This window comes from Aeromonas sobria (assembly GCF_050266975.1).
GTDB lineage: Bacteria > Pseudomonadota > Gammaproteobacteria > Enterobacterales > Aeromonadaceae > Aeromonas > Aeromonas sobria_B.
Genome location: NZ_JBKISU010000001.1, coordinates 58,275 through 79,692 on the forward strand (window position 1 = coordinate 58,275; position 21,418 = coordinate 79,692).

The following is a 21,418-nucleotide window of genomic DNA, read 5'->3' on the forward strand; positions in this document are numbered from 1 at the left end:
GAGATAATCATGTTGCCAGAAATAAAACCATTTGATCGTCAGGTCACCCTGGTGGGTGATTCAGGGATCCAGTTTATGGATTTCGGTCTAACGCTAGGTCGCGAGCAGGCTGGCGAGTTTGTGGAGCTGGCCAGCGGCGTGCTCACTCGTTTGCTGTACAACGAAGAGAAGGATTTCCATTTCTTCCAGCCAGGGCCCGACGCCATCGAAAAAGCACGCGCCAAGTACGACATCGCACTTAAGAGCAGCCTCGAGTTGCTGGACGGAGTCTGGCTGCCGTTGCCACTGTTTCGGTTTAATTCTCCCCATTTCTACAACGAGGGGCCGATCAACTGGGCACGTTTTCGGCTGGTAAAACTGCAAGAGCTGGACTTAGATGGCCATACCCATCGCCTGACTCTGGCTTTTGATACCCGGATCATGGCTAAGTTGCACGGCGCAGCCGATTTAGGGCCAAATCAGGAAGATGTTAGTGCGGGGGCCACCTTCCAACTTGCCACCTCGACCTATGCCCTTGGTTGGTATCTGACCCAGCCTTGGCTAAAAGAGTGGCTGCTTGAAGTCTTTAATGATGCAAGCCAAGGGCGAGACAGAGAAGAGCGGGAAAGCGAGATACAGCAACAATACCCAGTTGCACATTACCTTAATCTGCTCTCCTTGCTGGCCAAGCCGGTTGCCGATCAGCAAAGCAAGGAGCTGCCACGGGTCGAGATCCCACAATTTCGGATCATCGCTAACGGCGAGACCAATGCCATCAAGCCGATCCCGGTGGATCTGGTTCTCGATGTGGGTAACTCTCGTACTTGCGGTATTTTGATTGAGGATCATGGTCAGTCCGGGTCTGGCCTGATGCACAACTATGTTCTGCAACTACGGGATCTGAACGCCCCTGAGCAGGTTTACAACCAGCCCTTCGAGAGTCGCATCGAATTTTCACAAGCCTTCTTTGGCAAGGATCAGTGCTCGGTACGTAGTGGTCGCCATGATGCGTTTCAATGGCCGACCATCGCCCGGATTGGTAACGAGGCTGGTCGCTTGGCCAGCCGCCGTCGTGGCAGTGAAGGTTCGACCGGTCTGTCTAGCCCGAAGCGCTACCTGTGGGATGAAAAATTCTATGGTCAGGGCTGGCGCTTCAACTCTGCCTATCAGCAGCACGATACCCATTCGCTGGCAACGGCGGCCCCTTTTGCGAACCTTATCAATGAAAAAGGGGAAGCGCTGCACACCATAGAGGATGAGATGGATCGCATCCCGGTGTTTACGCCACGTTACTCGCGCAGTGCTCTGATGACTTTTATGCTGGCAGAGGTATTGACCCAGGCGTTGGCCCAGGTCAACAGCCCGGCGCAGCGCACTCGCCAGGGGCATGCCGGCATTCCACGTCAGTTGCGAAATATCATTCTCACTGTGCCGCCCGGTATGCCGATGGCCGAGCGCTGCATTCTTGATGAACGGATGCATCAGGCCGTGGGTTTGGTGTGGAAGGCGCTGCGCTGGCATCAGGGGGAACAAGACCCTTATCGTCGTCAGGATGATGGGCATGTGCAGGATAACATCCAAGTGCCGCTTCCCCGTGTCCGAGTGGAGTGGGATGAAGCTTCCTGTGCCCAGTTGGTCTACCTCTATACCGAGATAAACCAGAACTTTGCCGGTCATCCTGAGGAGTTTTTTGCCGCGTTGGGCCGTCCCGACAGAAAGAACCGTGAGAGTATTACCCTAGCCTCCATCGATATTGGGGGCGGTACCACGGATCTGGTGATCACCGATTATGCTCTCGATCGCAGCGGGCAACAGGGAGCAGGTGTGAATGCCCATATTGTTCCACAGCAGCGCTTTCGCGACAGTTTCAAGATAGCGGGGGACGATGTATTGCTCGATGTTATCCAACTGTTGGTATTGCCTGCGCTGGAGACCGCGTTCAAACAGAGCGGTGTTGGTTCGGTTGATACCCTCATGTCACAGCTTTGTGGAGCCAACAACGTGAGCGCGGCGGAAGCAGTGCTGCGCCAGCAGCTCAACTTACAGGTATTTGTCCCGATAGCCCTTGATTTGCTGGGCCGCTATGAACTGTACGATCCGCAGGGCCTTGGTGCGAAAGTGAGCGAGAGCCTGCGTTATGGTGATTTGGTGCCAGGCAATAACATCAGTGAGGCAGTCGAGGCGTTTGTGCAGCGGGAGGTACAAAAAGCGGGGGGGGGCAGTGATTTCAAGCTGCGCGAGGTACCCATCACCTTCAATTTGGCGCAAGTACATCAGGCACTGCTGTCTGGTCGTTTCAACATCTGCAAGGTGTTGACCGCGCTGTGCGAGGTGATGGCCAACTACCATTGCGACATGCTGCTGTTAACTGGGCGCCCCTCCTTGTTACCAGGCATTCAGGCCTTTATTCGGATGTGTTTGCCATTACCGCCGGGACGCATTTTGCCGCTGCATGGTTACCATACTGGCACTTGGTATCCGTTCCACAAGAATGGCCAAATCGATGATCCGAAGAGTACTGCCTCGGTGGGAGCCATGATCACCTTGCTGTGTGCCAACCACAGTATTCCTAACTTTCATTTCCGCACTGCGGCACTCAAGCCGTACTCCACCATTCGCCATATGGGGATCATCGATCTTCAAAATATCATCCGCGATCACGATGTGACCTACCGTGACATTCAATCGCACGAGGGGCAGATCCGGTTGCCTAAGGTTGGCAGTGAAGAGACGGATACCCCGGTCTGGATCATGCGTGGTGATTTGCGCCTAGGCTATCGCCAGCTCGATGCTGAACGCTGGACAGCTTCCCCCTTCTATACCTTGCGTTTCAGTGATGAAGGGCGAGCCAAATATACCCAGGCTAAGTCTTCGGATGGCAGCTCGCCCTATCTTGAGGTCAAGCTGACCATCGGCAAGGATAACCGGGCCAGGGCATTGGGGCTTATCAGTGACAAGCTGATAGTCAGCGAGGTGGGAAGTAATACTGATAGAACATTTAATAAGCGGGATCTCGAGCTGGAGCTCAACACCATGCCAGATGCCGGACTCATAGATAGCAGACACTGGTTAGATAGCGGGAGCGTAAAACAACAATGAAGCCTCAACAGGAGACCTTAAGTCAGGGCTGGGCGACTATCGAGCGCAGCGCCCAGGATGCACTTGGCTGGGTTGATGTAGTGCGCCATGACTCCCACCGGCTCGATAATGAGGCGGACAAGCTAAACCTAAGTTTGCATCGGGCACGCAATGTGGCCAGCAGCCTCAAGCGGGTGGCGGGTACCCCCATGACGGTGGGTTTTTTCGGCATTTCCCAAGCGGGTAAATCTTATCTGATATCAGCTTTGGCCGCCGGCGGTAATGGCGCGCTGGAGGGGTACTATGGGGAGCGTCAGGTTGACTTCATCAAGGAGGTTAACCCTGTGGGTGGTGGAAAAGAGGCCACTGGTCTGGTCACGAGGTTTACCCGTGCCAAGACCGCTGCCCCGGCGAATTACCCGGTGCCCTTGCAGCTGTTTAGCGAGATCGACTTGGCCAAGATCCTGGCCAACACCTGGTTCAACGATTTCAACCACGAACTGCTGAGCTATCAGCTCGATGAAGCTGGTATCGATGCGCGGCTGCGGCCGTTTGAAAATCGCCCCATCAACCCAGTGACCAACAACGGCGTCAGCCGTGATGATGTGGTGGCCCTGTGGGACTATTTGAACGGCAGTTTTAGGAAGTCGGTGGAAAAGCTCGAACATGGCTACTGGCCGCGGGTATTGCAGCTGGCCCCCACTTTGACGCCCGTCGAGCGGGCCGAGTTATTCTCCCTGTTGTGGGGCGAGCAAGCCGAGCTGACCGAGATCTATCGCAACCTGGCGACCAGCCTTGCAAGACTAGGTCACGCCAAGACCGTCTACGCGCCTCTTGATTGCCTGTTGAATCAAGGTAACGGCAGCGTGAGCATCATGAACGTGGACAGCCTTGGCTTGTTGGGATCCGCCGAGGACAGGACAGTCGAGATCTGCTTTTTGGGGGCTGACGGTCGGTACACGCCCGCCTCGATTGCCCAGGCCCAACTGGCCGCTCTTACCACTGAGTTGATCTTCCCAATGGTCGAGGGGTCTGCGGATAGCTTGGTGGAGCAGGTAGATCTGCTCGATTTCCCCGGCTACCGGGGGCGTCTCGCGATTAGCAAACTGGAGGAGGCAGCCAGCGCAGGCGGTAGTCCGATTTCTCAGCTGTTGCTGCGTGGCAAGGTCGCGTATCTGTTCGAGCGTTATACCGACAATCAGGAGATGAATGCCTTGGTGGTTTGTGCCAGCGCCGCCAAGCAGAGTGACGTGACCAGTGTCGGTCCCGTACTGACGCGCTGGGTAGAAAAGACCCAGGGCAAGAGTGCCAGTGAGCGGCAGAGTCGTAAGCCGGGTCTGTTTTGGGCGTTGACCATGTTTGATATGCGGATCAATAGCGGGCTTAATCTGACATCTGCTCAGCTCAAGGAAGGGTGGGATGGCCTGATGCAGCAAACTCTGCTGGAACGTTTTGGCCAATATGAGTGGATCCAGGAGTGGGCGCCGGGGCGCGCATTTAACAACTGTTTCTTGGTACGTAAACCCGGCATGCCGGTCCCTTTCTTGAGCATGGACGGTGGGAGAGAAGTGGCTGTTGCACCTCAATACTCGGATGTCTTGCAACAGATGGCGACCTCTTTTGTGACAGGAAAAGGTGTGGCGCAACATTTGGCTGATCCCGAAGCTGCATGGGCGGCCATGTTGTCGCTCAACGATGGCGGTATGGCTCGGCTTGGACAAGCGTTGAGGGGGGTGGCGCATCTTGATTTCAAGCTTGATCGACTTCAGCAGCAGCTGAACGCCAAGCGCAAAGAGCTGGCGGAGCAACTGCTGGGACGTTGGTATGAGCAAGATGGTGACGGGCAACTGGCGAAAAAGCGGGAGATAGGCAAGAAGCTCTGGACAGGGCTTGGCGCCCGTTTTAACTCCCTCGGTGAGCTGATTGGCCAATTGGAGCTGCCCGCTGCAGAGCTGAGCAATATTTACCTCAGTATTCGTGAGAATGTCCTCAAGGATGAGGGGCTAGAAGCAACCGCTATCTCGCCCTATGGCAGTAGCCCTGACAGCCCATTTGGGCAAATGCCCTTTGGTGCAAGTCCTTTTGATAGCAGCCCATTTGCGAGCAGTCCTTTCGATCAGGCTGATGTCGCCGTGGTGAATACAGCCGTCAAGGCTGAAGAGCGGGTTGGCCAGGATGACGGTTTCGCCCGTGAGGCATTCAAGGCATGGGTCGCACATTTGCGTGATCTGCCTACCCAGAAAACCCTGCTGGCTCAGTTCGGTATCGAGACCGAATTGATCGACTTGCTTACCGAAGAGTTGATCACGGCGGCTAACCGTCTGGATCTGGAGGGAATGTTGAAACGAACCCTGGCTGGGCAGGAGCAAGCAGGGGTGCGGCGAGAACAACAGCTTGCACGGCAAGTGATGAAGGCTCAGTTCACATTGCGCGATTTCGTGGCTTGGTTTGGTTTTTTGGCCATGCCACCAGAGAAGGTGCCAAACAGCTTTGCGGGCGCTAAGGGCAAGCTGTTTGCCCGTGGTTCAGAAATAGGCCAGAACGAGTTGCCTTGCCTGCCTGCCACACCGCTCAACCCCGCCATGGCGTATTTGGGGGATTGGCTCTCTTCCCTGGTGCTGATCACCCAAGATAACGCGGGCCATAGTGCCACACGGGATATTTCTCACGATCAGAATCAGCGTCTGGGCCAGATCATCCATCAATTACAGCAAGAGTCAGCACCATGCTAGCCAAAATAATTGCTACCGACCCCGCTATTCCAGGTGAAGCTCAACTACTGATCCGGCTGCGGGGCGTCTCCGAGCTGGTAGAGGGGCTCGAATTTTCTCTTCTCAATAATCAGCAGAACTATTTGCAAGAGGGGGGGCAATGGAGTCCAGCCCCCCACTTGTTCAGTATCCACGGCGGTTATCCGCTACAAAGCGGCAGCGGTTTTCGGGTGGGTGCCGCGATTGTGGACCCCTTGCTGGTCAACGCCAGTCCAATTCAGATCAACGTTAAGCTGGCTTCTGGTGAAATCCGTCATACCACCTTGCAAGTGGCTCGCGAGGCGGTATTCCCCTCCAGCGCCCGAGGAGAGGTGGGGGAATATGGTGGCAGCAGTATCATTAACTCACCCGTGGTTGATGCTCCTCCGGTGCCAGATCTAGCTTCAGTTGAGGTGCCGGTTGAGATTGAGCTGCCGGCCTTCAGTGCGGAACCCGAGGTCGAACCAGAGCCTGTGCCGGTGACTGCGTCCTTACCGGCGGCCGCCACGGCTGCATCTAAATCGAAGGTCATGCTGATCCTTGGTGGGGTCGCGCTGTTGCTGCTAATTGGCGCCCTGATCTTCTGGTTTAACCGCTCGGCAGATGCTCCATCCGCCGTTGCACCGGTGACTGACTCTATGGCTGAAACGGCCGTCGAACCGGTGGTGGCAGAGGCGGTGGTTAATGAAGCCAGCGGCGAGGCAACGGAGGATGGTTGCAGTGCCGTTAACTTGGCGACTAAGAGCGAATTGGAGTTTGTGCAGGCTTGTATTGCACAGCAGCCGCCAACCGATACCTTATTGGCGGTGATCCAAAGTGCTAAGTCAGCCCAAAAGTGTGGAGTAGCGCAGCGCCTTTATGCCAACCGTGCGCAGGGGGGGGATAGCAAGGTGGCCTTGGCCTATGCCCGTGAATATGATCCCAAATTTCACCAGCCGAACGACTGCTTTAAAGAGGCGGACAATGCTACAGCCGCTTATTGGTATGACACCGTACTTCAGGTTGAGCCCAACAATGGTGAAGCCAAACAGCGCTATGAGGAGTTAAGCAAGTGATAGCAGCAACCAGATCATTGCGCGGTGCGGCAGCATTCCTGCTGCTGTTGGGTGGCTCAGGTGCGGCGGCGACCGAGACGACATCGGAGCATCGCCCATTGTTGCAGGAGGGGAAAAAGAGCCTATATCAACGAGTATTGACCACCCCCGGTTGCGACCTGGTGGCCGAGGCGGGTCAGACGTCTGGGGTGCTGCAACCAGCCTTCAGCAGCTTCTATGTCTATGAGCAGGTCAATGCCAAGGGTGACAGCTGGGTAAAGGTCGGCCCCGACAGCTATGGCCAGAGCATCGGTTGGTTGCCCCAGTCTTGTACTGTGGATTGGAAGATGCAGCTGACTCTAGCTTTTACCAATCCGGCTAACCGGGATCGTCTGCTCTTTTTCAAGGAGCGAGAGCAACTCAACCAGATCCTGGAGGCCGCGGATCCTGTCGCCAAGGTTGCACCGCTGCGCGCAGCGCTGAAGAAGCAGGGCAACGCAGACGGGGTGCTGGCGCAAGAACCCGAGTACTTTGTTGATCTGCAGCAACAGTTCTATTTGTTACCCATCCTCAGTGGTGAGGAGGTCATGACCGAGGATGGTTTCTACACCCGTTTGCTCAATGTAGCCTCGGTCAGCAAAGCCAATGCGGCCACTGTTGAACCCAGTGCCAAGGTGAACCAGCTCAAGGAGTTCAATGCCGCCGTAGTGTTCGTGGTGGATTCCACCATCTCGATGGGGCCTTATATCGAGCGTACCCGCGAGGCCGTGCGCAAGGTTTATGAGCGGATCAACAAGGAAAATTTGGGCCAGCAGGTGAAGTTTGGCATGATCTCCTTTCGCTCCAACGCCAAGGCGGTGCCGGGTCTGGAATACACCACCCGCATGTATGCCGATCCTAATGAAATCAGAGACGGTGCCGATTTTTTGAAAAAAGTGGCCGATCTCAAGCAGGCTAGCGTGTCGAGCAAGCTGTTCAATGAGGATGCGTATGCAGGGGTGATGCAGGCGATAGATCAGATCGACTGGAGCCACTTTGGGGCCCGTTATGTGGTGCTGATCACCGATGCAGGGGCGATAGAAGGGGATAACAAACTCTCTACGACAGGATTGGATGCCAAGCAGATCCGCTTGGAAGCGGCCAACCCAGGGGTGGCGATATATACCCTGCACCTGAAAACGGCGGCGGGTAAGAAAGATCACGCCAAGGCTGCGAGCCAATATCAGGAGTTATCGACTTACAGTGGTACCAATACTTCGCTTTACTATCCGGTCAATGCCGGCGATGTACACGAGTTTGGTGACAAGGTTGATGCGTTGGCGACCGCCATCACCGATCAGGTAAAAGCATCCTACTTTGGAGAACCAGCCATCGGCAGCGCCAGCAACGCCAAGGAGGAGGATGCACTCACTCCCGCGCAAAAATTGCTGCAAGATACTGCGCTGATCGGTCATGCCATGCAACTTTCCTACCTCGGCAAGAGGAGTGGAACGCAGGCGCCCTTGGTATTTGAGGCCTGGATCAGCGACCGGGACCTGATCAAGCAGAATATCCCGACTACCGAGGTCAGGGTGTTGCTCACCAAGGGCCAGCTTAGTGACCTTAGCGACGTGGTGAAACAGATTTTGGATGCGGCCAATGAAGGCATGATCTCACCGGCCAAGATGTTCGAGCGTTTGCGCTCGGTTGCTGCGACCATGGGCGCCGATCCCAACCAGCTCAAGCAGTTGGATAACACCAGCATCACGGATCTGGGGGTGATGGGGGAATACCTTGCCGATCTGCCTTATCGCAGTGATGTGCTTAATCTGGATGAGGAAACTTGGAAAAGTTGGGATGGGTTGGCACAGGAGAAGTTTATTCGCACCCTGGCGACCAAATTGCGCCATTACCAGCGTTACAACGCTGATGTCAGCCGCTGGGTGGCACTGGCCAAGGATAGCGATCCCCGTGATCACGTCTACCCGGTTCCTCTGGAAATGATGCCCTGATGCTTTGTATCGAAGCGATGAGCATAGTGCGGGGCAGCGGTGAACAGGCCCATCGGGTCTGTTTGCCTGAGCTGAACTTGCCTCTGGGGCAGGTGGTCGCCGTGACGGGGGAAAGTGGCTGCGGCAAGAGCACCCTGCTTGAGGTTATTGGGCTGTTACTGGCTCCCAGCCGCGTGGGCCGATTTGAGATGGACTTTACTGACGCGACCCCAACCGTGGTCAATATTGCCCCTTTGCTGACGGCCAACGATCAAGCGGCGTTAGCCGCTATCCGTGCAGCCAGAATAGGCTTTATGCTGCAGAGCGGCGGTTTGCTGCCCTTTTTGACGGTGAGAGACAATATTCGCTTGCCCTGCCAACTGCTGGGTATGGCCGAAGATGAGCGGTTACTCACACGGGCCGTCCAGACCCTCAAGTTGGCTGAATTGCTGCACAAAAGACCGTCCCAACTCTCTATCGGAGAGCGCCAGCGGGTTGCTTTTGTGCGGGCGGTGGCGCATCGGCCCAAGCTGCTGTTGGCCGATGAGCCTACAGCGTCGCTTGATCCCCACACAGCGAGGTTGCTCTTTGCGCTCTTTATCGAGTTAGTTCAAGAGTGGGGCATAGCGGCGTTGGTGGCTTCTCATGACTGGGGGTTGGTCAAGACCTTTGGTTTGCCCTGTCTCAAGGCTAATTTGACGCGGGGAGAAACTCATTTTGTGCTCTCCTAAACGTGGCCTACTGCTGCGCTTGGCCATGCAGGATCTTTGGCATGATCGCTCGGTATCGTTTTGTATTATCTCCTCGTTGGTAGCTGTCATTGCCCCTTTACTCCTTATGTTTGGGTTGCGTTATGGGGTGGTTAGCCAGTTGCAGCAAGAGCTCGCGCGAGATCCACGCAATCTGGAGATCCGCATGGTGAGCAGTGGCCACTATTCAGCAGAATGGATCGCCGCTTTGCGGCAAAAATCGGAGGTAGGTTTTGCTATCGGACAAACCCGATCCCTCAATACCCAAGCCGATTTGCTGAAAGATATGAGCCATTTCATTGAAAATGCGGAGGTGATCCCGACCGATATTGGTGACCCGCTGCTCGGTGCATTGCAACTTGGGGCGGAGGATGAGGTGATTCTCAGTGCCGAGGCGGCGCGCCGCTTGGCAGTCCGTGTGGGTGACACGATCCGCTTGCGCATCATGCGCCAGCTAGATACTCGGCGTGAATGGGGGGAACGCACCATGACGGTGGGTGCGATTCTGGCACCCACTTATTTCAACCGTCCTGCCTTGTTCGTGCAACAGTCCTTGCTGTTAGCGCTGGAATCATTTCGTGATGGTTATCGTATCCCTATGCTGGGGAGCAGCACAGGTCAGCTGTTAACGGGTAAACCCCCTATGTTTGCCCGCGCTCGCCTTTATGCCAGCAGCATTGACCAAGTGGCGACGCTTGATCTGTGGCTCAAGCAGCAACGTATCGAGACCGTGAGTCGGCTAGCCGATATTGAGAACATAAAGAGCATCAATCGAGTACTTAGCCTCATCTTCAACGTCATCGCTGGCACCGCACTAATTGGTTGTATTGCCTCCTTGGTCGGCGCCTTCCTCGCGAACGTGGATCGTAAACGCAAGCACATTGCGGTTTTACGTTTACTGGGATTTACCAGCCCGGCGGTGGGCCTCTACATCATCTTTCAGGGTGTGATCCTGACGTTGCTTGCCTATGGGGGCGGTATCTTGCTCTATCTGAGCGGCAGTGCACTGTTTAATCGGACGTTGGCTAGCAGCCAGAGTACCGAACAGATGATCTGCCGGATCACCCCATTTCACAGCTTATTGGCCCTGATCCTGGCCCTGACGGTAGCCATTCTGGTGGCCATTATTGGCGCGCGACGAGCCATTGCTATTCAACCTGCGGAGAGTTTACGTGAGCTCTAATAAGATCTTATCCCGGCTCATCATCATGGGATGTGCTCTGTCCAGTGTCAGTGTATTTGCCGAGCCATGGCCAGAGAAAAATTACAATCCGAAACCCGATACACAGGATGTGATCCTGCCGATGCCGTGTGAGGGGGCCATGGTCTTTCGGCGCGTGCAGGTCCCTGTCAGCGGCCCGCTTGAGGATTTGCCAATCCAGGTAGGCCAAGACGGCGGTGACTGGGGCTTTGTCGAACACACTCATCCGGCGTTTATTGCAGGTAGTTTCACTCAGTCGGCTAAGGATCAGGGTCGCTATTACCTAATGGCCAAATATGAGCTGACTCAGCTTCAATATCAGTCACTTACCTCAGCGACCTGCCCCACACCATCGAAAAAGCTGAGCTTGCCGGTGAGTGCCATCAGCTGGTTCGATGCAGTAGCCGCCACTGATAAATACAATCTCTGGTTGCGACAGCATGCTGCTGACCAGATCCCCAAAGAAGATGGTAAAGCCGGGTTTGTACGCCTGCCGACCGAAATCGAGTGGGAATTTGCCGCGCGCGGCGGGCTCAAGGTCAACAGTGCCGAGTTTCGTGACCTTCACTATCCCATGAATGATCTCAAAGAACATGAATGGTTTGCCGGAGCCCAGTCAGCCAATGGTCGTTTGCAGTTGGTGGGACTATTGGCCCCCAACCCACTCGGCTTGCACGATATGTTGGGTAATGTGGACGAGATGATGTTTGAACCTTTCTACCTCAACAAGCTCGATCGTCAACACGGTCAAGCTGGTGGTTATGTGGTACGAGGTGGAAATTATCTCACCGAGCAGGCCGCCTTGCGCAGTGCGGCCCGCAAAGAGGTGAGTTACTACGACGATGACCGTCACTTTACCAGCAAGAGTTCAGGGCTACGGCTGGTGCTGGTTTCTCCCACCATGACCTCGACCCAGCGAGTCAAAAGTATCGAGAGTAGTTGGCGGCAACTGGGATCAAACAAACTGGAAGGGGAGACCGGTGACAAGAAGGACGCGGTCAGCGAGTTGGGCACGCTAGCCTCCGGGGTTGACGATGAGGCGCTCAAGCAGAAACTGAAAAACCTGGAAGGTCAGCTTAGGGCTAGCAACCAAAGACAGCAGGAAGAGCGTGCCCAGTCGATTCGCGCCAGCCTTAACCTGGGGGCCTTTCTTTGCACCAAGCTACAAGATGATGGCAAGTTCTTGGATTTTCTCAGCTCTAACTATGAGCTGCTCTGCAGCGATAAAGCCGATAAAAACTGCGTAGCTCGCAAGACCAAGCTGGATGAGCAAAAAGAGCGACTCAGCCAACTTACGGGCTATTACGCCAGTGGTTTGGTCGAGTCTGCGTCTATATATGGTGAGAGCCCAATTAAAGAGCAAGTGTCAGTCTTTAATCAAATGCTGACAATTAACAAAAAGCTGAATGGACTTAGGCCATTTCTTGCGACGCATTGGACAAACCAACAGAGTTATCTACAAAATGGAAAAATTGATACAGCAACTTGGTTGGAAAGCTGCAAGAAACGGTAATAATTCATTTAAAAAATAGTGGCTGTCATATCGCACTAAATGTTGGTGGAGGCGCTGGCGGAGCAGGTGTTCTTGTCCCCCTCGCGCCTCGCCCACCTGTTTCGCGAGCAGGTGGGGGTGAGCATAGTGCGCTGGCGCGAGGATCAGCGCATCATGCGGGCCAAGCTGCTGCTGCAGACCACGCCGCTGTCGGTCGCCACCATAGGCCAGCAGGTGGGCTATGACGATCAGCTCTACTTCTCGCGGGTGTTCCGAAAGCGGGTCGGGGTCAGCCCCACCGAGTATCGCAAATGCGCCACGCCGCTCTGATAGCCGGGACCCGCGCCAACAGGGGTGAGTGCCGGCAATGTTTCCTGCCACCAGGAGGGTTCCGACGACGGGACGTGCCCGTCAACATGGCGATCTGATGGCGCCAGTCGCAGCCAAATATCGGCCCGGCGCAGAGCCCGGATCTCGCCGACCCAGGCACTGTGCCGCGCCCGGTTCGGCCGGGCAGGGGGCGGGGGGCGAAATCGGCGCAGACAATGGGGGCGCCTTTCCCTTATGCTCTGGCCTTTGCCCTGACCCCGTGATGTCCCGATGAACCGCGCCCCCCTGTTGCTGATGATACTGGTCACCCTGTTGGCCGCCGCCGGCTGGCTCTTCTCGAAAGAGGCTATTGGCGAACTCCCTCCCGCCGCCTTTATCGGCAGCCGCTTCCTGCTGGCCGCCCTGCTCTTGTTGCCGCTCGCCTGGCTGCGCGAACCGCCCCCCAGCCGTTCGCAGCTGCTGCGGGCCGCCGGCTGTGGCACCCTGCTCGGGGCCAGCCTGCTGTGCTGGGTCACCGCCATCAGCCAGAGCGATGCCCTGGGCAGTGGCGCCTTCATCATGAGCGTGGCCACCCTGATGGCGCCGCTCGCCGCCTGGGCCGCCTTCAAGGCCAGACCCGGTCGCCACTACTGGCTCACCCTGCCCGTTGCCATCGCTGGCCTGCTGCTGCTCTCCAGCAGCACCCACTGGGGTGAGACTCACCCCGGCCAAACAGCCGTGTCCCTCTCCCTGTTCTGGTTTCTGGCGGCCGCCGCCACCCTGGGGGTGCAGCTCGCGGTGCACCGCCACTTCGCCCAGTCCATCCCTCCCACCTGGCTCACCTGCATCCAGCTGGCGGTGACCGGGCTGCTCGGCGCCCTGCTCTCCCTGTCGACCGAGCAGTGGCCCGCCAGCGGGATCAGCCACGGTATCTGGGGCTGGTTTGCCGCCAGCGTGCTCATCGCCACCACCCTGCGCTACTGGCTGCTCACCCACGCCTTGAGCAAGATGACCACGGCCCACGCCGCCCTGCTGATGCTGCTCGAACCGGCCTGGACCCTGATCTTAAGCACCCTCTTCTACGGCGAGCCCCTGGGCCCCGCCAAGCTGGCCGGCGCCGGCCTGGTGCTGGGCGCCCTGGTGCTCTACCAGCTCCCCCTGCTGCTGCGAAGCCGCAAATTCAAAGCGTCCAACGGATAAGAGGCCGCCCCCAGCCAGAACGGGTGGTTATCGGCAAAAGAACGGGCCTGCACTCGCAGGCCCGTTTTTATGGCTGGATACCCATCCCTTGGCGCTTGTAGATAACGGCCAGAGAAGCATGGGGATCAGCGCAGCTCAGAGGCGGCAGGAAAAATGCTGGTTCACCAGCTGGATAAAGTTGCGCTTGCGTTTGTGTTCGGTCGCCAGTGCCCTGAGCTGCTGATCAAAGTGCTCCTGCCGCGCCTTGTCATCCCCCAGCGACTGCTCCAGCTTGCGCAGCACCGCCACCGCTTGCTCATAGCCATGGTGCTGACCCGTCGCCACATAGCAGGCGGCAACCCGAAAGCGATAACTCATGGCCAGCACAGGCTCTGCCGGCGCTATCCTGTCGGCCAGGGTGAGCAGCAGTTCGGGGCTGATCCTGTGGAGCGCCACCCAGTCGCAGGCATCCTGCACCCTGTCCAGTGCCAGATAGAAGCGCACCAGTGCATCCTGATGGGAGGATAAATTGAAGGGCTGCCTGACGGCGGCCAACGCCTTGAGGCGCTGTTCGACCCAGGGCAACAGGGTCTCATCCTGCCAGGCCAGCTGCTGCTGCAACTGGCGCAGATGCATGAATCCTTCAATATTGGGGAATCGTTCGAAACGGGCCCTGGCCAGGCGCCATGCTCGCCCCTTCTCGCCGAGAGCCACACATAGCGCAATCTCGGCCTCATCGCAGGCATCCTGCTCATGGGGCGATACCGCCCCCTTGCGCGCCTTGGTGAGCCAATACTCTCCCTCCAGCGGCTCCTGATGCTCGCAACAGAGCATGCAGAGCTTGAGCCAGTCCCAGGTACAGCCCGCCATGCTGGCCAGCAGCTTAAGTTCGTGGCGCCAGTCACCGCAGGCTCTGGCCGCCTCCAGCAGAGGGTGGGCGTAGCGCAGCAGCTCCCAGTTACCTTCCTGGTCCTGGTCCTGCTCCCCCTGGGTCAGCGCTCGCTCAAGCCCCTGCTCGCACAGCGCCAGAAAGGCCGGACTTTGAGGGAGGTCACCAAAGGCCTCCTCTTCCGGGAACACATCCATGGGTTGCTCGACAAGATGGGTGAAGAGCCAGTTGACCTTGTCGTGCTCGGACCAGGGCAGCAGGGCAAAGAGCGCGGGGAGGCGCTCGCAGATATCAGCCTCCAGTTCGAAGCGATCACCATTGGAGTCATCTATCTGCAGCAGCACAGTGTTGAGGCGCTTGAGGGCATATTGGGTCAGCTGCCACTGCTGCTCAAGCGGCAGGGCATCGACCCCCTCCCAGATCGCTTCAAACTGCTCGGTGGCCTCGGCGAAATAGTCGCTCACCTCCCGCCATTCCCACATATCCTGTCTGGGCAACGCCTTGTTGATCAAGGTTTTCAGCTTGGCGGGGGAGAGCGCCTGCTCACTCAGATCCACTTTCCTCAGCCAGTGTTGCCAGCGTTTGGGGTTGCGACCGAGCTCATCGAGCAGCACCTCTAGCAGGGCCGGTTGCTCTTGCCGGTCGAAATAGGCACGCAGCCGCGCCCGCTCATCGGGCACCTGCGAAAGCGCCCCCTCCTCGCCGTCAAGACCGGCCAGCTGCCTGTTGAAGGCCAGAGCGGTGGCGACCCCGTGTTTGCAGATCGTCTGATAATCGGCGGCCGGGCAGTTGCAGTGGCTCACCAGCTCGCGCCCAATTGCCAGCCTCACCCGATAGAGGTGACCGCCCTGCACCCGGGCGCTGATGGTCTTGCCATCCTGACTGAGCTGTTGCACCCGCCCTTGACTGAGCAATTGCACCCCTTTGGCAAAGCTGGCCTCGCCGCTCTGCGCCTTGAGCGCGGCAACATCGATCAGTTCATCGGCGTGGTTGGAACTGTGAGTCAAGGGGCTCTCCTTCTTTGACGGGGGCAAGTTTGCCTATGATGCATCAACTCAGGTCACGGGCACAGGCAATGTGATCGCCCCTCCTGCTCCTTGCTTTCGGGAACCTCTGATCACGCTTTGTTCATCAGGCCTAGAAGGGAGAGAGATAAAAGTTGAGCCTGGGTGATCAGGCTCAATCAGGATAGTTAGGGCCCCTGACCTGGGGCCGTACCAGGCACTGCGCAAGGGCGCGAGCTGGTGGTTGACCAGCAATGGCTGGCCAATCATTGGGCGGTCTGCTCCCTATCCGATAAGCGTGCCCCCGGCAAACGGGCAGAGGTCGCCACCGATCTCGCGCCCCGAGAGGGTGCCACCGCCACCTAAGCCCAGCCTTGCGACTCGATAAAGGCGAGCCAGCGAGCGCGCGCCTCTGCAACGCTTGCCAACTCGCTCAAACACCTCTCGCAGGGGGCGGGCGGTGCCATCGGCCAAGGCCTGCCACAGCACTGGCATCATGTTTCATCACTGGGCGGGATTGGTTGCATGGCGCGTGAGACGCAGACAAAACAGGGGCTTAGCTTGCCACAGTGGCCTGGTTGGGGCCAATTGCGGTCGCTTTCATGCTTGGGGCTTTGTGAACAAGCCCCCGGGAGGGGGCTTGTCTCGGGCTGACTCAGAGGGCGGCTACCGCCTCTCGCACCAGCTGGGCCAGCTCGTCCCATCGGCCTTCGTTGACCAGCTTGGCCGGCACCATCCAGGTGCCGCCGCAGGCGATCACCGAATCCAGGGCCAGATAGTCTGGCAGGTTGGCCGGGGTGATGCCGCCGGTGGGCATGAAACGCACCGGGTAGACGGCGCCGAGGGCCTTGAGCATGGGGATGCCGCCGGACTGCTCGGCCGGGAAGAACTTGAGCTGGCGCAGCCCCATCTCCATGGCCTGTTCGACCAGGCTGGGGTTGTTGACCCCCGGGATGATGGCCACGCCCTTGTCCAGGCAATACTGCACCGTGCTGGGGTTGAAGCCCGGACTGACGATGAAATCCGCCCCGGCGTCGACGGCCGCATCCACCTGCTCGCGGGTGAGCACGGTACCGGCGCCGATCAGCAGGTCTGGATAGGCCGCCCGCATCTGGCGGATGGCCTCGGCGGCGGCCGGGGTGCGGAAGGTGACTTCGGCGGCGGGCAGGCCGTTCTCCACCAGCACCCGGGCGAGGGGGGCGGCGAGGCTGGCATCTTGCAGCGCGATGACGGGGATCACCTTGAGGGCTTCGAGGCGGGGGATGAGATCAGACATGGGAGGGCTCCTTGGCCGTTGGCATATGGGACTGGGGGATGATGGCCCCCGGGCATTGAATGACGGCGGCGGCGAGGCGATGACCGGCCCGGGCCGCCTCGACGGGGTCGCCCCCTTGCAGGCGGGCGGCCAGATAACCGGCGCTGAACGAATCGCCCGCGGCCGTGGTGTCGACCACCAGGGCGGGGTCGAGCCGCGTCGCCGCCACCTCTATCTGTTGCTGCGCCGTGACGACGAGGCAGGGCTCGGCGCCGCGCTTGATGACGATCTCGGCCACTCCCCGGGCCTGGGTGCGCGCAATGCATTGCGCCAGTGACTCGTCGCCCCAGAGCGCGATTTCGTCATCCTGGGTGAGCAGGGCGATGTCGGTCTGGGCCAGGATGGCGGCGTAGGCCGCCCTGGCCTCTTCCCTGTCGGCCCAGAGGCGGGGGCGATAGTTGTTGTCAAACACCAGCCGGGCGCCCCGGGTGCGGGCGGCGGCGAGGCCATCGAGCAGCCGCTGGCGTGATGGGGGGGGCAGGATGGCCAGGCTGATGCCGCTCAGGTAGATAAGCTCGCACTGGCCGAGCGCGGCGAGAATGTCCTCGGACGCTGCTTGTTCCAGCCAGTAGCGGGCGGCGGCGTCACTGCGCCAGTAGGTGAAGGAGCGTTCGCCGTTGGCGGCCGTGTCGATGAGGTAGAGCCCCGGCGCCTTGTCAGGCAGGCGCTGCACCCAGTCTGTCTGGATCCCCTCCGCTTGCCAGGCGGTCAGCATCTCGCTGCTGAGTCCATCCTGGCCCAGGGCGGTGACGTAGCGTACCGCCAGTTCGCCGGTCTCGTTCTCCTGCCGCCTGCCCAGGCGGGCGAGGTAGAGGGCCGTGTTGAGGGTATCCCCGCCAAAGCCCTGGGCGAGCAGGCCTTGCCCGGCCTGGCGCAGCTCCACCATACATTCGCCGATCACGGCTATCTGTCGGATCATGGTCGCGACTCCTGCAAAAAGTTAACGGGCGTTCGCCAGCGGGTGGCGCCACATGCGGTACATGGTGTGGCAGTTGACGAACAGAAACGTGGTCTCGATCAGGCTGCCACCGATGGAGCCGATCAGTATGTTGTGGCTGGTCCAGCACAGGCCGCCGGCCAGCATGGAGAGCCGCAGCCCTATGCCCTGGGCCCGAAACAGTCCCCAGGTGCCTATGGTGGTGCCTATGATGGGCAGCCACTGCACCGGGCTGTGGATCCCTGGGATGCCGAGCCCCCACACCAGCAGCAGGAAGAACAGCATCACCCAGGGGCTGCGGGTGCGCCCCGAGGCGATGGTACGGCCACAACTGAGCCCGGCACTGAGGGCCGCCGTGTTCGCCCCCATGAGCAGGAAGTGGAGGGCGATGGCCCCCTGATAGAGGCACAGTCTCAGCCGAAAGCGCCTGTCGTCCCGTTGCAGGAAGGCGCTCACCCCGACCAGCATGGCGGCAAGGCCGATGCCTTGCGCCAGGGGTTGCTGCTGGAACAGGGTCCAGACCGGGGTCAGCCAGCCGAGGTCGCCGCTCACAGGGTGACTCCGCTCTTGAAGATGGCCAGCTCCCGAAAGTCGTTGCGCTCGTTGCAGGTCGGCTTGCCGTTGGCGATGTCGACGATGAGGTCGACGAACTGCTCGAGCAGGCGGCTCATGGGGGTACCCTCGATCAGGGAGCCTGCGTTGAAATCGATCCAGTGGGGCTTGCGCCTGGCCAGATCGCTGTTGGTGGCGAGCTTGACCGTGGGGGCTGGGCCGCCGTAGGGAGTGCCACGGCCTGTGCTGAACAGCACCATGTGGCAGCCGGCGCCGGTCAGGGCGCTGGTGGCCACGGCGTCGTTGCCGGGGGCGCTCAGCAGGTTCAGGCCGGGACGTTGCAGGCGGGCGCCGTAGGGCAGCACGTCCACCACCTGGCTCTGACCCGCCTTCTGGGTGCAGCCGAGGGATTTCTCCTCCAGGGTCGAGATGCCGCCCGCCTTGTTGCCGGGGGAGGGGTTCTCGTAGATGGGTTGCTGGTGGTCGATGAAGTACTGCTTGAACTCATTGACCATGCTGACCGTCTTGTGGAAGGTCTGCTCATCCTGGCAGCGGGACATCAGGAGGCGCTCGGCGCCGAACATCTCGGGCACCTCGGTCAGCACAGAGGTGCCGCCGTGCTGGATCACATAGTCGGAGAAGCAGCCGAGCAGCGGGTTGGCCGTGATGCCGGACAGGCCATCGGATCCGCCGCACTCCAGGCCGAACTTGAGCTCTCCCAGGCGTCCCGGCTGGCGCTGATCTTCCTTCATGCGGGCGAGCAGCTCGGTGAGCAGACCCACTCCATGCTCCACCTCGTCGTCCTGCTGCTGGCACACCATGAAGCGCACCCGAGACTCATCGATGTCGCCCAGCGTCTCCCTGAAGGCGGCGATCTGGTTGTTCTCGCACCCCAGCCCCACCACCAGTACCCCACCCGCATTGGGATGATGGGCCAGGTTTTGCAGCAGGGTACGGGTGTTGAGGTGATCCTGGCCGAGCTGGGAGCAGCCGTACTGGTGGCTGAACAGATGGACACCATCGATGGCTTGGAGATCGGCGTCTCGCTCGAGGCGTTGCTTCATCTGCTTGGCCAGGGCGTTGACGCAGCCGACGGTGGGCAGGATCCACAGCTCGTTGCGAATGCCGACCTGGCCGTTGTGACGGCGGTAGATCTGGATCTCCCTGTCCGGCAGCGCCGTGCTCACCTCGACCAGCTCTGGCTGATAGCTGTACTCGTCCAGATCGCTGAGGTTGGTGGCCAGGTTGTGGTGGTGGATATGCTCCCCCGGGGCGATGGCGGCGGTGGCGTGGCCGATGGGCAGGCCGTACTTGATGATCTGCTCTCCCGGGGCGAGGGGGAGCAGCGCGATTTTATGGCCGCGGGCCAGGGGCAACCCCAGGGTGAATGTGGCACCTTGATGCTCGATGACCTCGCCGGCGGCGAGGTCGCGCAGGCTGACCAAGACATTGTCAGCGGGATGGATACGGATGACGGCTTGCATGATGACTCCTCAGCAGCAGGCGGCCAGCGCCGCGCGCAGCCCCTGCTCACGAATGGCGGTCAGGCAGTGATCTATGCGTTCGACCAGGCCCGGGATGTCGCACAGGGACTGACCCCAGTGATCGCTGTTGGCGAGGATCTCGCGCACCAGCTCGCCCTGGGCCAGCTCGCCGCGCTCGACTGCCGGCCAGAGGCGGGCGTACGCATCGAGCCAGGGCTGATCGTCTTGCAGGGGATAGGGGTGTCCCTCACGCTCGCCGCGATAAAACGCCAGCAGGGCGGCCAGTGCGAAGCTCAGGCGCGGCGGCAAGCCCCCTTGTTGTTGCTGGTAGCGCAGCAGCTGCGGCAGCAAACGGGTACGGAACTTGGTCATGCCGTTGAGGGCGATGGCGAGCAGCTGATGCTTGATGAAGGGGTTGCGAAAACGGCTCTGTACGTCATGGGCGAAGGAGAGCAGTTCCTCCTTGGGCAAGTCCAGGGTAGGCACTATCTCGTCGCTCATGATGCGCAGCACGAACTCACCGACCTGTTCATCGGCCATGGCTTCCCCCACCGTATCCAGCCCCGCCAGGAAGGCGACCGGTACCAGGGCGGTGTGGGCGCCGTTGAGGATGGCGACCTTGCGCTCCTTGTAGGGCTTGATGTCGGAGACGATGCGGATGTTGAGGGCCTGATCGGCGGGCATCTGGTCGAGGCAGAGGGCTTGCTCGAGCCAGGCCGGCCCCTGGATAACCAGCAGGTAGAAGTGCTCGGCGGTGACCACGAACTGATCCTGATAACCAAACTGTGCCTGCAGCTCGGCGTGTTCATCCCGGGGGAAGCCGGTGACGATGCGATCGACCAGGGTGGAGCAGAAGGTGTTGTGCTCGTGCAGCCAGGTCTGGAAGGCGGCGGGCAGCTGCCACTTTGCGGCGTAGCGCAGCACCAGCTCGCGCAGGGCCTCGCCGTTGTAGTCGATGAGCTCGCAGGGCAGCAGCACCCAGCCCTTGTCGGCGGCGCCGTCAAAATGGGTGAAGCGCTCGAACAAGAGGCGGGTCAGCTTGGCCGGGAAGCTCACCGGCGGCGCGTCGTCGAACTGGTCGCCCTCATGGTAACTGATGCCCGCTTCCGTGGTGTTGGAGAAGAGGAAGCGGATATCGGGGTTGCGGGCCAGGGCCAGCACCTCGTCGAACTGGCGATAGCAGTTGAGCTCGCGGTTGACGCTGCGCACCAGGCGCTGGGTGCTGACCGCCTCGCCCGAGGCATCCAGGCCGCGAATGACGGTGGTGTAGAGGCCATCCTGGGTGCTGAGGCTGGGGGGGAAATCGCTGTCGATGGGACGCACTATCACCACGCCGGCATCGAGGCGGGTGTGTTCGTTGAGCAGGTCCAGCTGCCAGTCGATGAAGGCGCGCAGGAAGTTTCCTTCGCCAAACTGGATCACGCGGTCCGGATACTGGGCCCCCGGGAAGGCATCACGATTCAGGCGTTGCATCTTGTTTTCGTTCCTCATGGGGG

14 protein-coding genes and 1 pseudogene are annotated in these 21,418 nt (G+C 59.4%); 9 read left to right on the plus strand and 6 right to left on the minus strand.

Features of this window, described 5'->3' with window-relative positions; all coding sequences use genetic code 11:
* Positions 1–9: 9 nt before the first annotated feature.
* From ACLHZ1_RS00340 to ACLHZ1_RS00380, 9 genes and pseudogenes are all read left to right on the plus strand, one after another.
* Positions 10–3,078 carry a virulence factor SrfB gene (locus ACLHZ1_RS00340; protein WP_427260484.1) on the plus strand — a complete coding sequence of 1,023 codons (3,069 nt, stop codon included), beginning with the start codon at positions 10–12 and terminating at the stop codon, positions 3,076–3,078.
* Entirely contained in the window at positions 3,075–5,789 is a 2,715-nt protein-coding gene (locus ACLHZ1_RS00345) for a putative virulence factor (protein ID WP_427260485.1), read from the plus strand. The genes ACLHZ1_RS00340 and ACLHZ1_RS00345 overlap by 4 nt, the downstream gene beginning before the upstream one ends.
* Positions 5,783–6,862 (plus strand): hypothetical protein, encoded by a 1,080-nt coding sequence (locus tag ACLHZ1_RS00350; RefSeq protein WP_427260486.1) that lies wholly within the window; start codon positions 5,783–5,785, stop codon positions 6,860–6,862. The genes ACLHZ1_RS00345 and ACLHZ1_RS00350 overlap by 7 nt, the downstream gene beginning before the upstream one ends.
* Positions 6,859–8,832, plus strand: a complete 1,974-nt coding sequence (locus ACLHZ1_RS00355; RefSeq protein WP_427260487.1) for a vWA domain-containing protein — start codon at positions 6,859–6,861, stop codon at positions 8,830–8,832. Before ACLHZ1_RS00350 ends, ACLHZ1_RS00355 begins: the two co-directional genes overlap by 4 nt.
* Entirely contained in the window at positions 8,832–9,542 is a 711-nt protein-coding gene (locus ACLHZ1_RS00360; RefSeq protein WP_427260488.1) for an ABC transporter ATP-binding protein, read from the plus strand. Before ACLHZ1_RS00355 ends, ACLHZ1_RS00360 begins: the two co-directional genes overlap by 1 nt.
* Positions 9,543–9,726: 184 nt before the next feature.
* Entirely contained in the window at positions 9,727–10,743 is a 1,017-nt protein-coding gene (locus ACLHZ1_RS00365) for an ABC transporter permease (RefSeq protein WP_427260489.1), read from the plus strand.
* Complete coding sequence (locus ACLHZ1_RS00370; protein ID WP_427260490.1) at positions 10,733–12,274, plus strand: formylglycine-generating enzyme family protein; 1,542 nt, start codon at positions 10,733–10,735, stop codon at positions 12,272–12,274. The genes ACLHZ1_RS00365 and ACLHZ1_RS00370 overlap by 11 nt, the downstream gene beginning before the upstream one ends.
* A gap of 45 nt (positions 12,275–12,319) precedes the next feature.
* Positions 12,320–12,583, plus strand: a pseudogene (locus tag ACLHZ1_RS00375) (helix-turn-helix domain-containing protein); the annotation flags it as partial.
* A 270-nt stretch (positions 12,584–12,853) separates the two neighbouring features.
* Positions 12,854–13,762: a DMT family transporter gene (locus tag ACLHZ1_RS00380; RefSeq protein WP_427260491.1), complete on the plus strand. Its 909-nt coding sequence runs from the start codon at positions 12,854–12,856 to the stop codon at positions 13,760–13,762.
* Positions 13,763–13,897: 135 nt separating this feature from the next.
* Here ACLHZ1_RS00380 and ACLHZ1_RS00385 read toward each other — a convergent pair whose 3' ends face one another.
* From ACLHZ1_RS00385 to ACLHZ1_RS00410, 6 genes are all read right to left on the minus strand, one after another.
* Positions 13,898–15,637, minus strand: coding sequence for an SWIM zinc finger family protein (locus ACLHZ1_RS00385; protein ID WP_427260492.1), 1,740 nt, complete (start codon positions 15,635–15,637; stop codon positions 13,898–13,900).
* A gap of 652 nt (positions 15,638–16,289) precedes the next feature.
* Positions 16,290–16,910 (minus strand): bifunctional 4-hydroxy-2-oxoglutarate aldolase/2-dehydro-3-deoxy-phosphogluconate aldolase, encoded by a 621-nt coding sequence (locus tag ACLHZ1_RS00390; RefSeq protein ID WP_408796409.1) that lies wholly within the window; start codon positions 16,908–16,910, stop codon positions 16,290–16,292.
* Positions 16,903–17,868 carry a sugar kinase gene (locus tag ACLHZ1_RS00395; protein WP_427260493.1) on the minus strand — a complete coding sequence of 322 codons (966 nt, stop codon included), beginning with the start codon at positions 17,866–17,868 and terminating at the stop codon, positions 16,903–16,905. Before ACLHZ1_RS00395 ends, ACLHZ1_RS00390 begins: the two co-directional genes overlap by 8 nt.
* Positions 17,869–17,889: 21 nt before the next feature.
* A complete protein-coding gene (locus ACLHZ1_RS00400) occupies positions 17,890–18,438 on the minus strand; it encodes a YgjV family protein (protein ID WP_427260494.1) in 549 nt (182 codons plus the stop codon).
* Positions 18,435–19,922, minus strand: coding sequence for a UxaA family hydrolase (locus ACLHZ1_RS00405; protein ID WP_427260495.1), 1,488 nt, complete (start codon positions 19,920–19,922; stop codon positions 18,435–18,437). The genes ACLHZ1_RS00400 and ACLHZ1_RS00405 overlap by 4 nt, the downstream gene beginning before the upstream one ends.
* 9 nt (positions 19,923–19,931) lie before the next feature.
* The gene (locus ACLHZ1_RS00410; RefSeq protein ID WP_408796405.1) at positions 19,932–21,395 is read right to left on the minus strand and encodes a tagaturonate reductase; all 1,464 of its coding nucleotides are present in this window, start codon (positions 21,393–21,395) and stop codon (positions 19,932–19,934) included.
* Positions 21,396–21,418 lie beyond the last annotated feature (23 nt).

What these genes read in the sequence shown, in the direction of transcription:
- ACLHZ1_RS00340 (WP_427260484.1), top strand. Translation starts at nt 10, where the DNA reads ATGTTGCCAGAAATAAAACCATTTGATCGTCAGGTCACCCTGGTGGGT.
- ACLHZ1_RS00345 (WP_427260485.1), top strand. Translation starts at nt 3,075, where the DNA reads ATGAAGCCTCAACAGGAGACCTTAAGTCAGGGCTGGGCGACTATCGAG.
- ACLHZ1_RS00350 (WP_427260486.1), top strand. Translation starts at nt 5,783, where the DNA reads ATGCTAGCCAAAATAATTGCTACCGACCCCGCTATTCCAGGTGAAGCT.
- ACLHZ1_RS00360 (WP_427260488.1), top strand. Translation starts at nt 8,832, where the DNA reads ATGCTTTGTATCGAAGCGATGAGCATAGTGCGGGGCAGCGGTGAACAG.
- ACLHZ1_RS00365 (WP_427260489.1), top strand. Translation starts at nt 9,727, where the DNA reads ATGGTGAGCAGTGGCCACTATTCAGCAGAATGGATCGCCGCTTTGCGG.
- ACLHZ1_RS00380 (WP_427260491.1), top strand. Translation starts at nt 12,854, where the DNA reads ATGAACCGCGCCCCCCTGTTGCTGATGATACTGGTCACCCTGTTGGCC.
- ACLHZ1_RS00390 (WP_408796409.1), bottom strand. Translation starts at nt 16,910, where the DNA reads ATGTCTGATCTCATCCCCCGCCTCGAAGCCCTCAAGGTGATCCCCGTC.
- ACLHZ1_RS00395 (WP_427260493.1), bottom strand. Translation starts at nt 17,868, where the DNA reads ATGATCCGACAGATAGCCGTGATCGGCGAATGTATGGTGGAGCTGCGC.
- ACLHZ1_RS00405 (WP_427260495.1), bottom strand. Translation starts at nt 19,922, where the DNA reads ATGCAAGCCGTCATCCGTATCCATCCCGCTGACAATGTCTTGGTCAGC.
- ACLHZ1_RS00410 (WP_408796405.1), bottom strand. Translation starts at nt 21,395, where the DNA reads ATGCAACGCCTGAATCGTGATGCCTTCCCGGGGGCCCAGTATCCGGAC.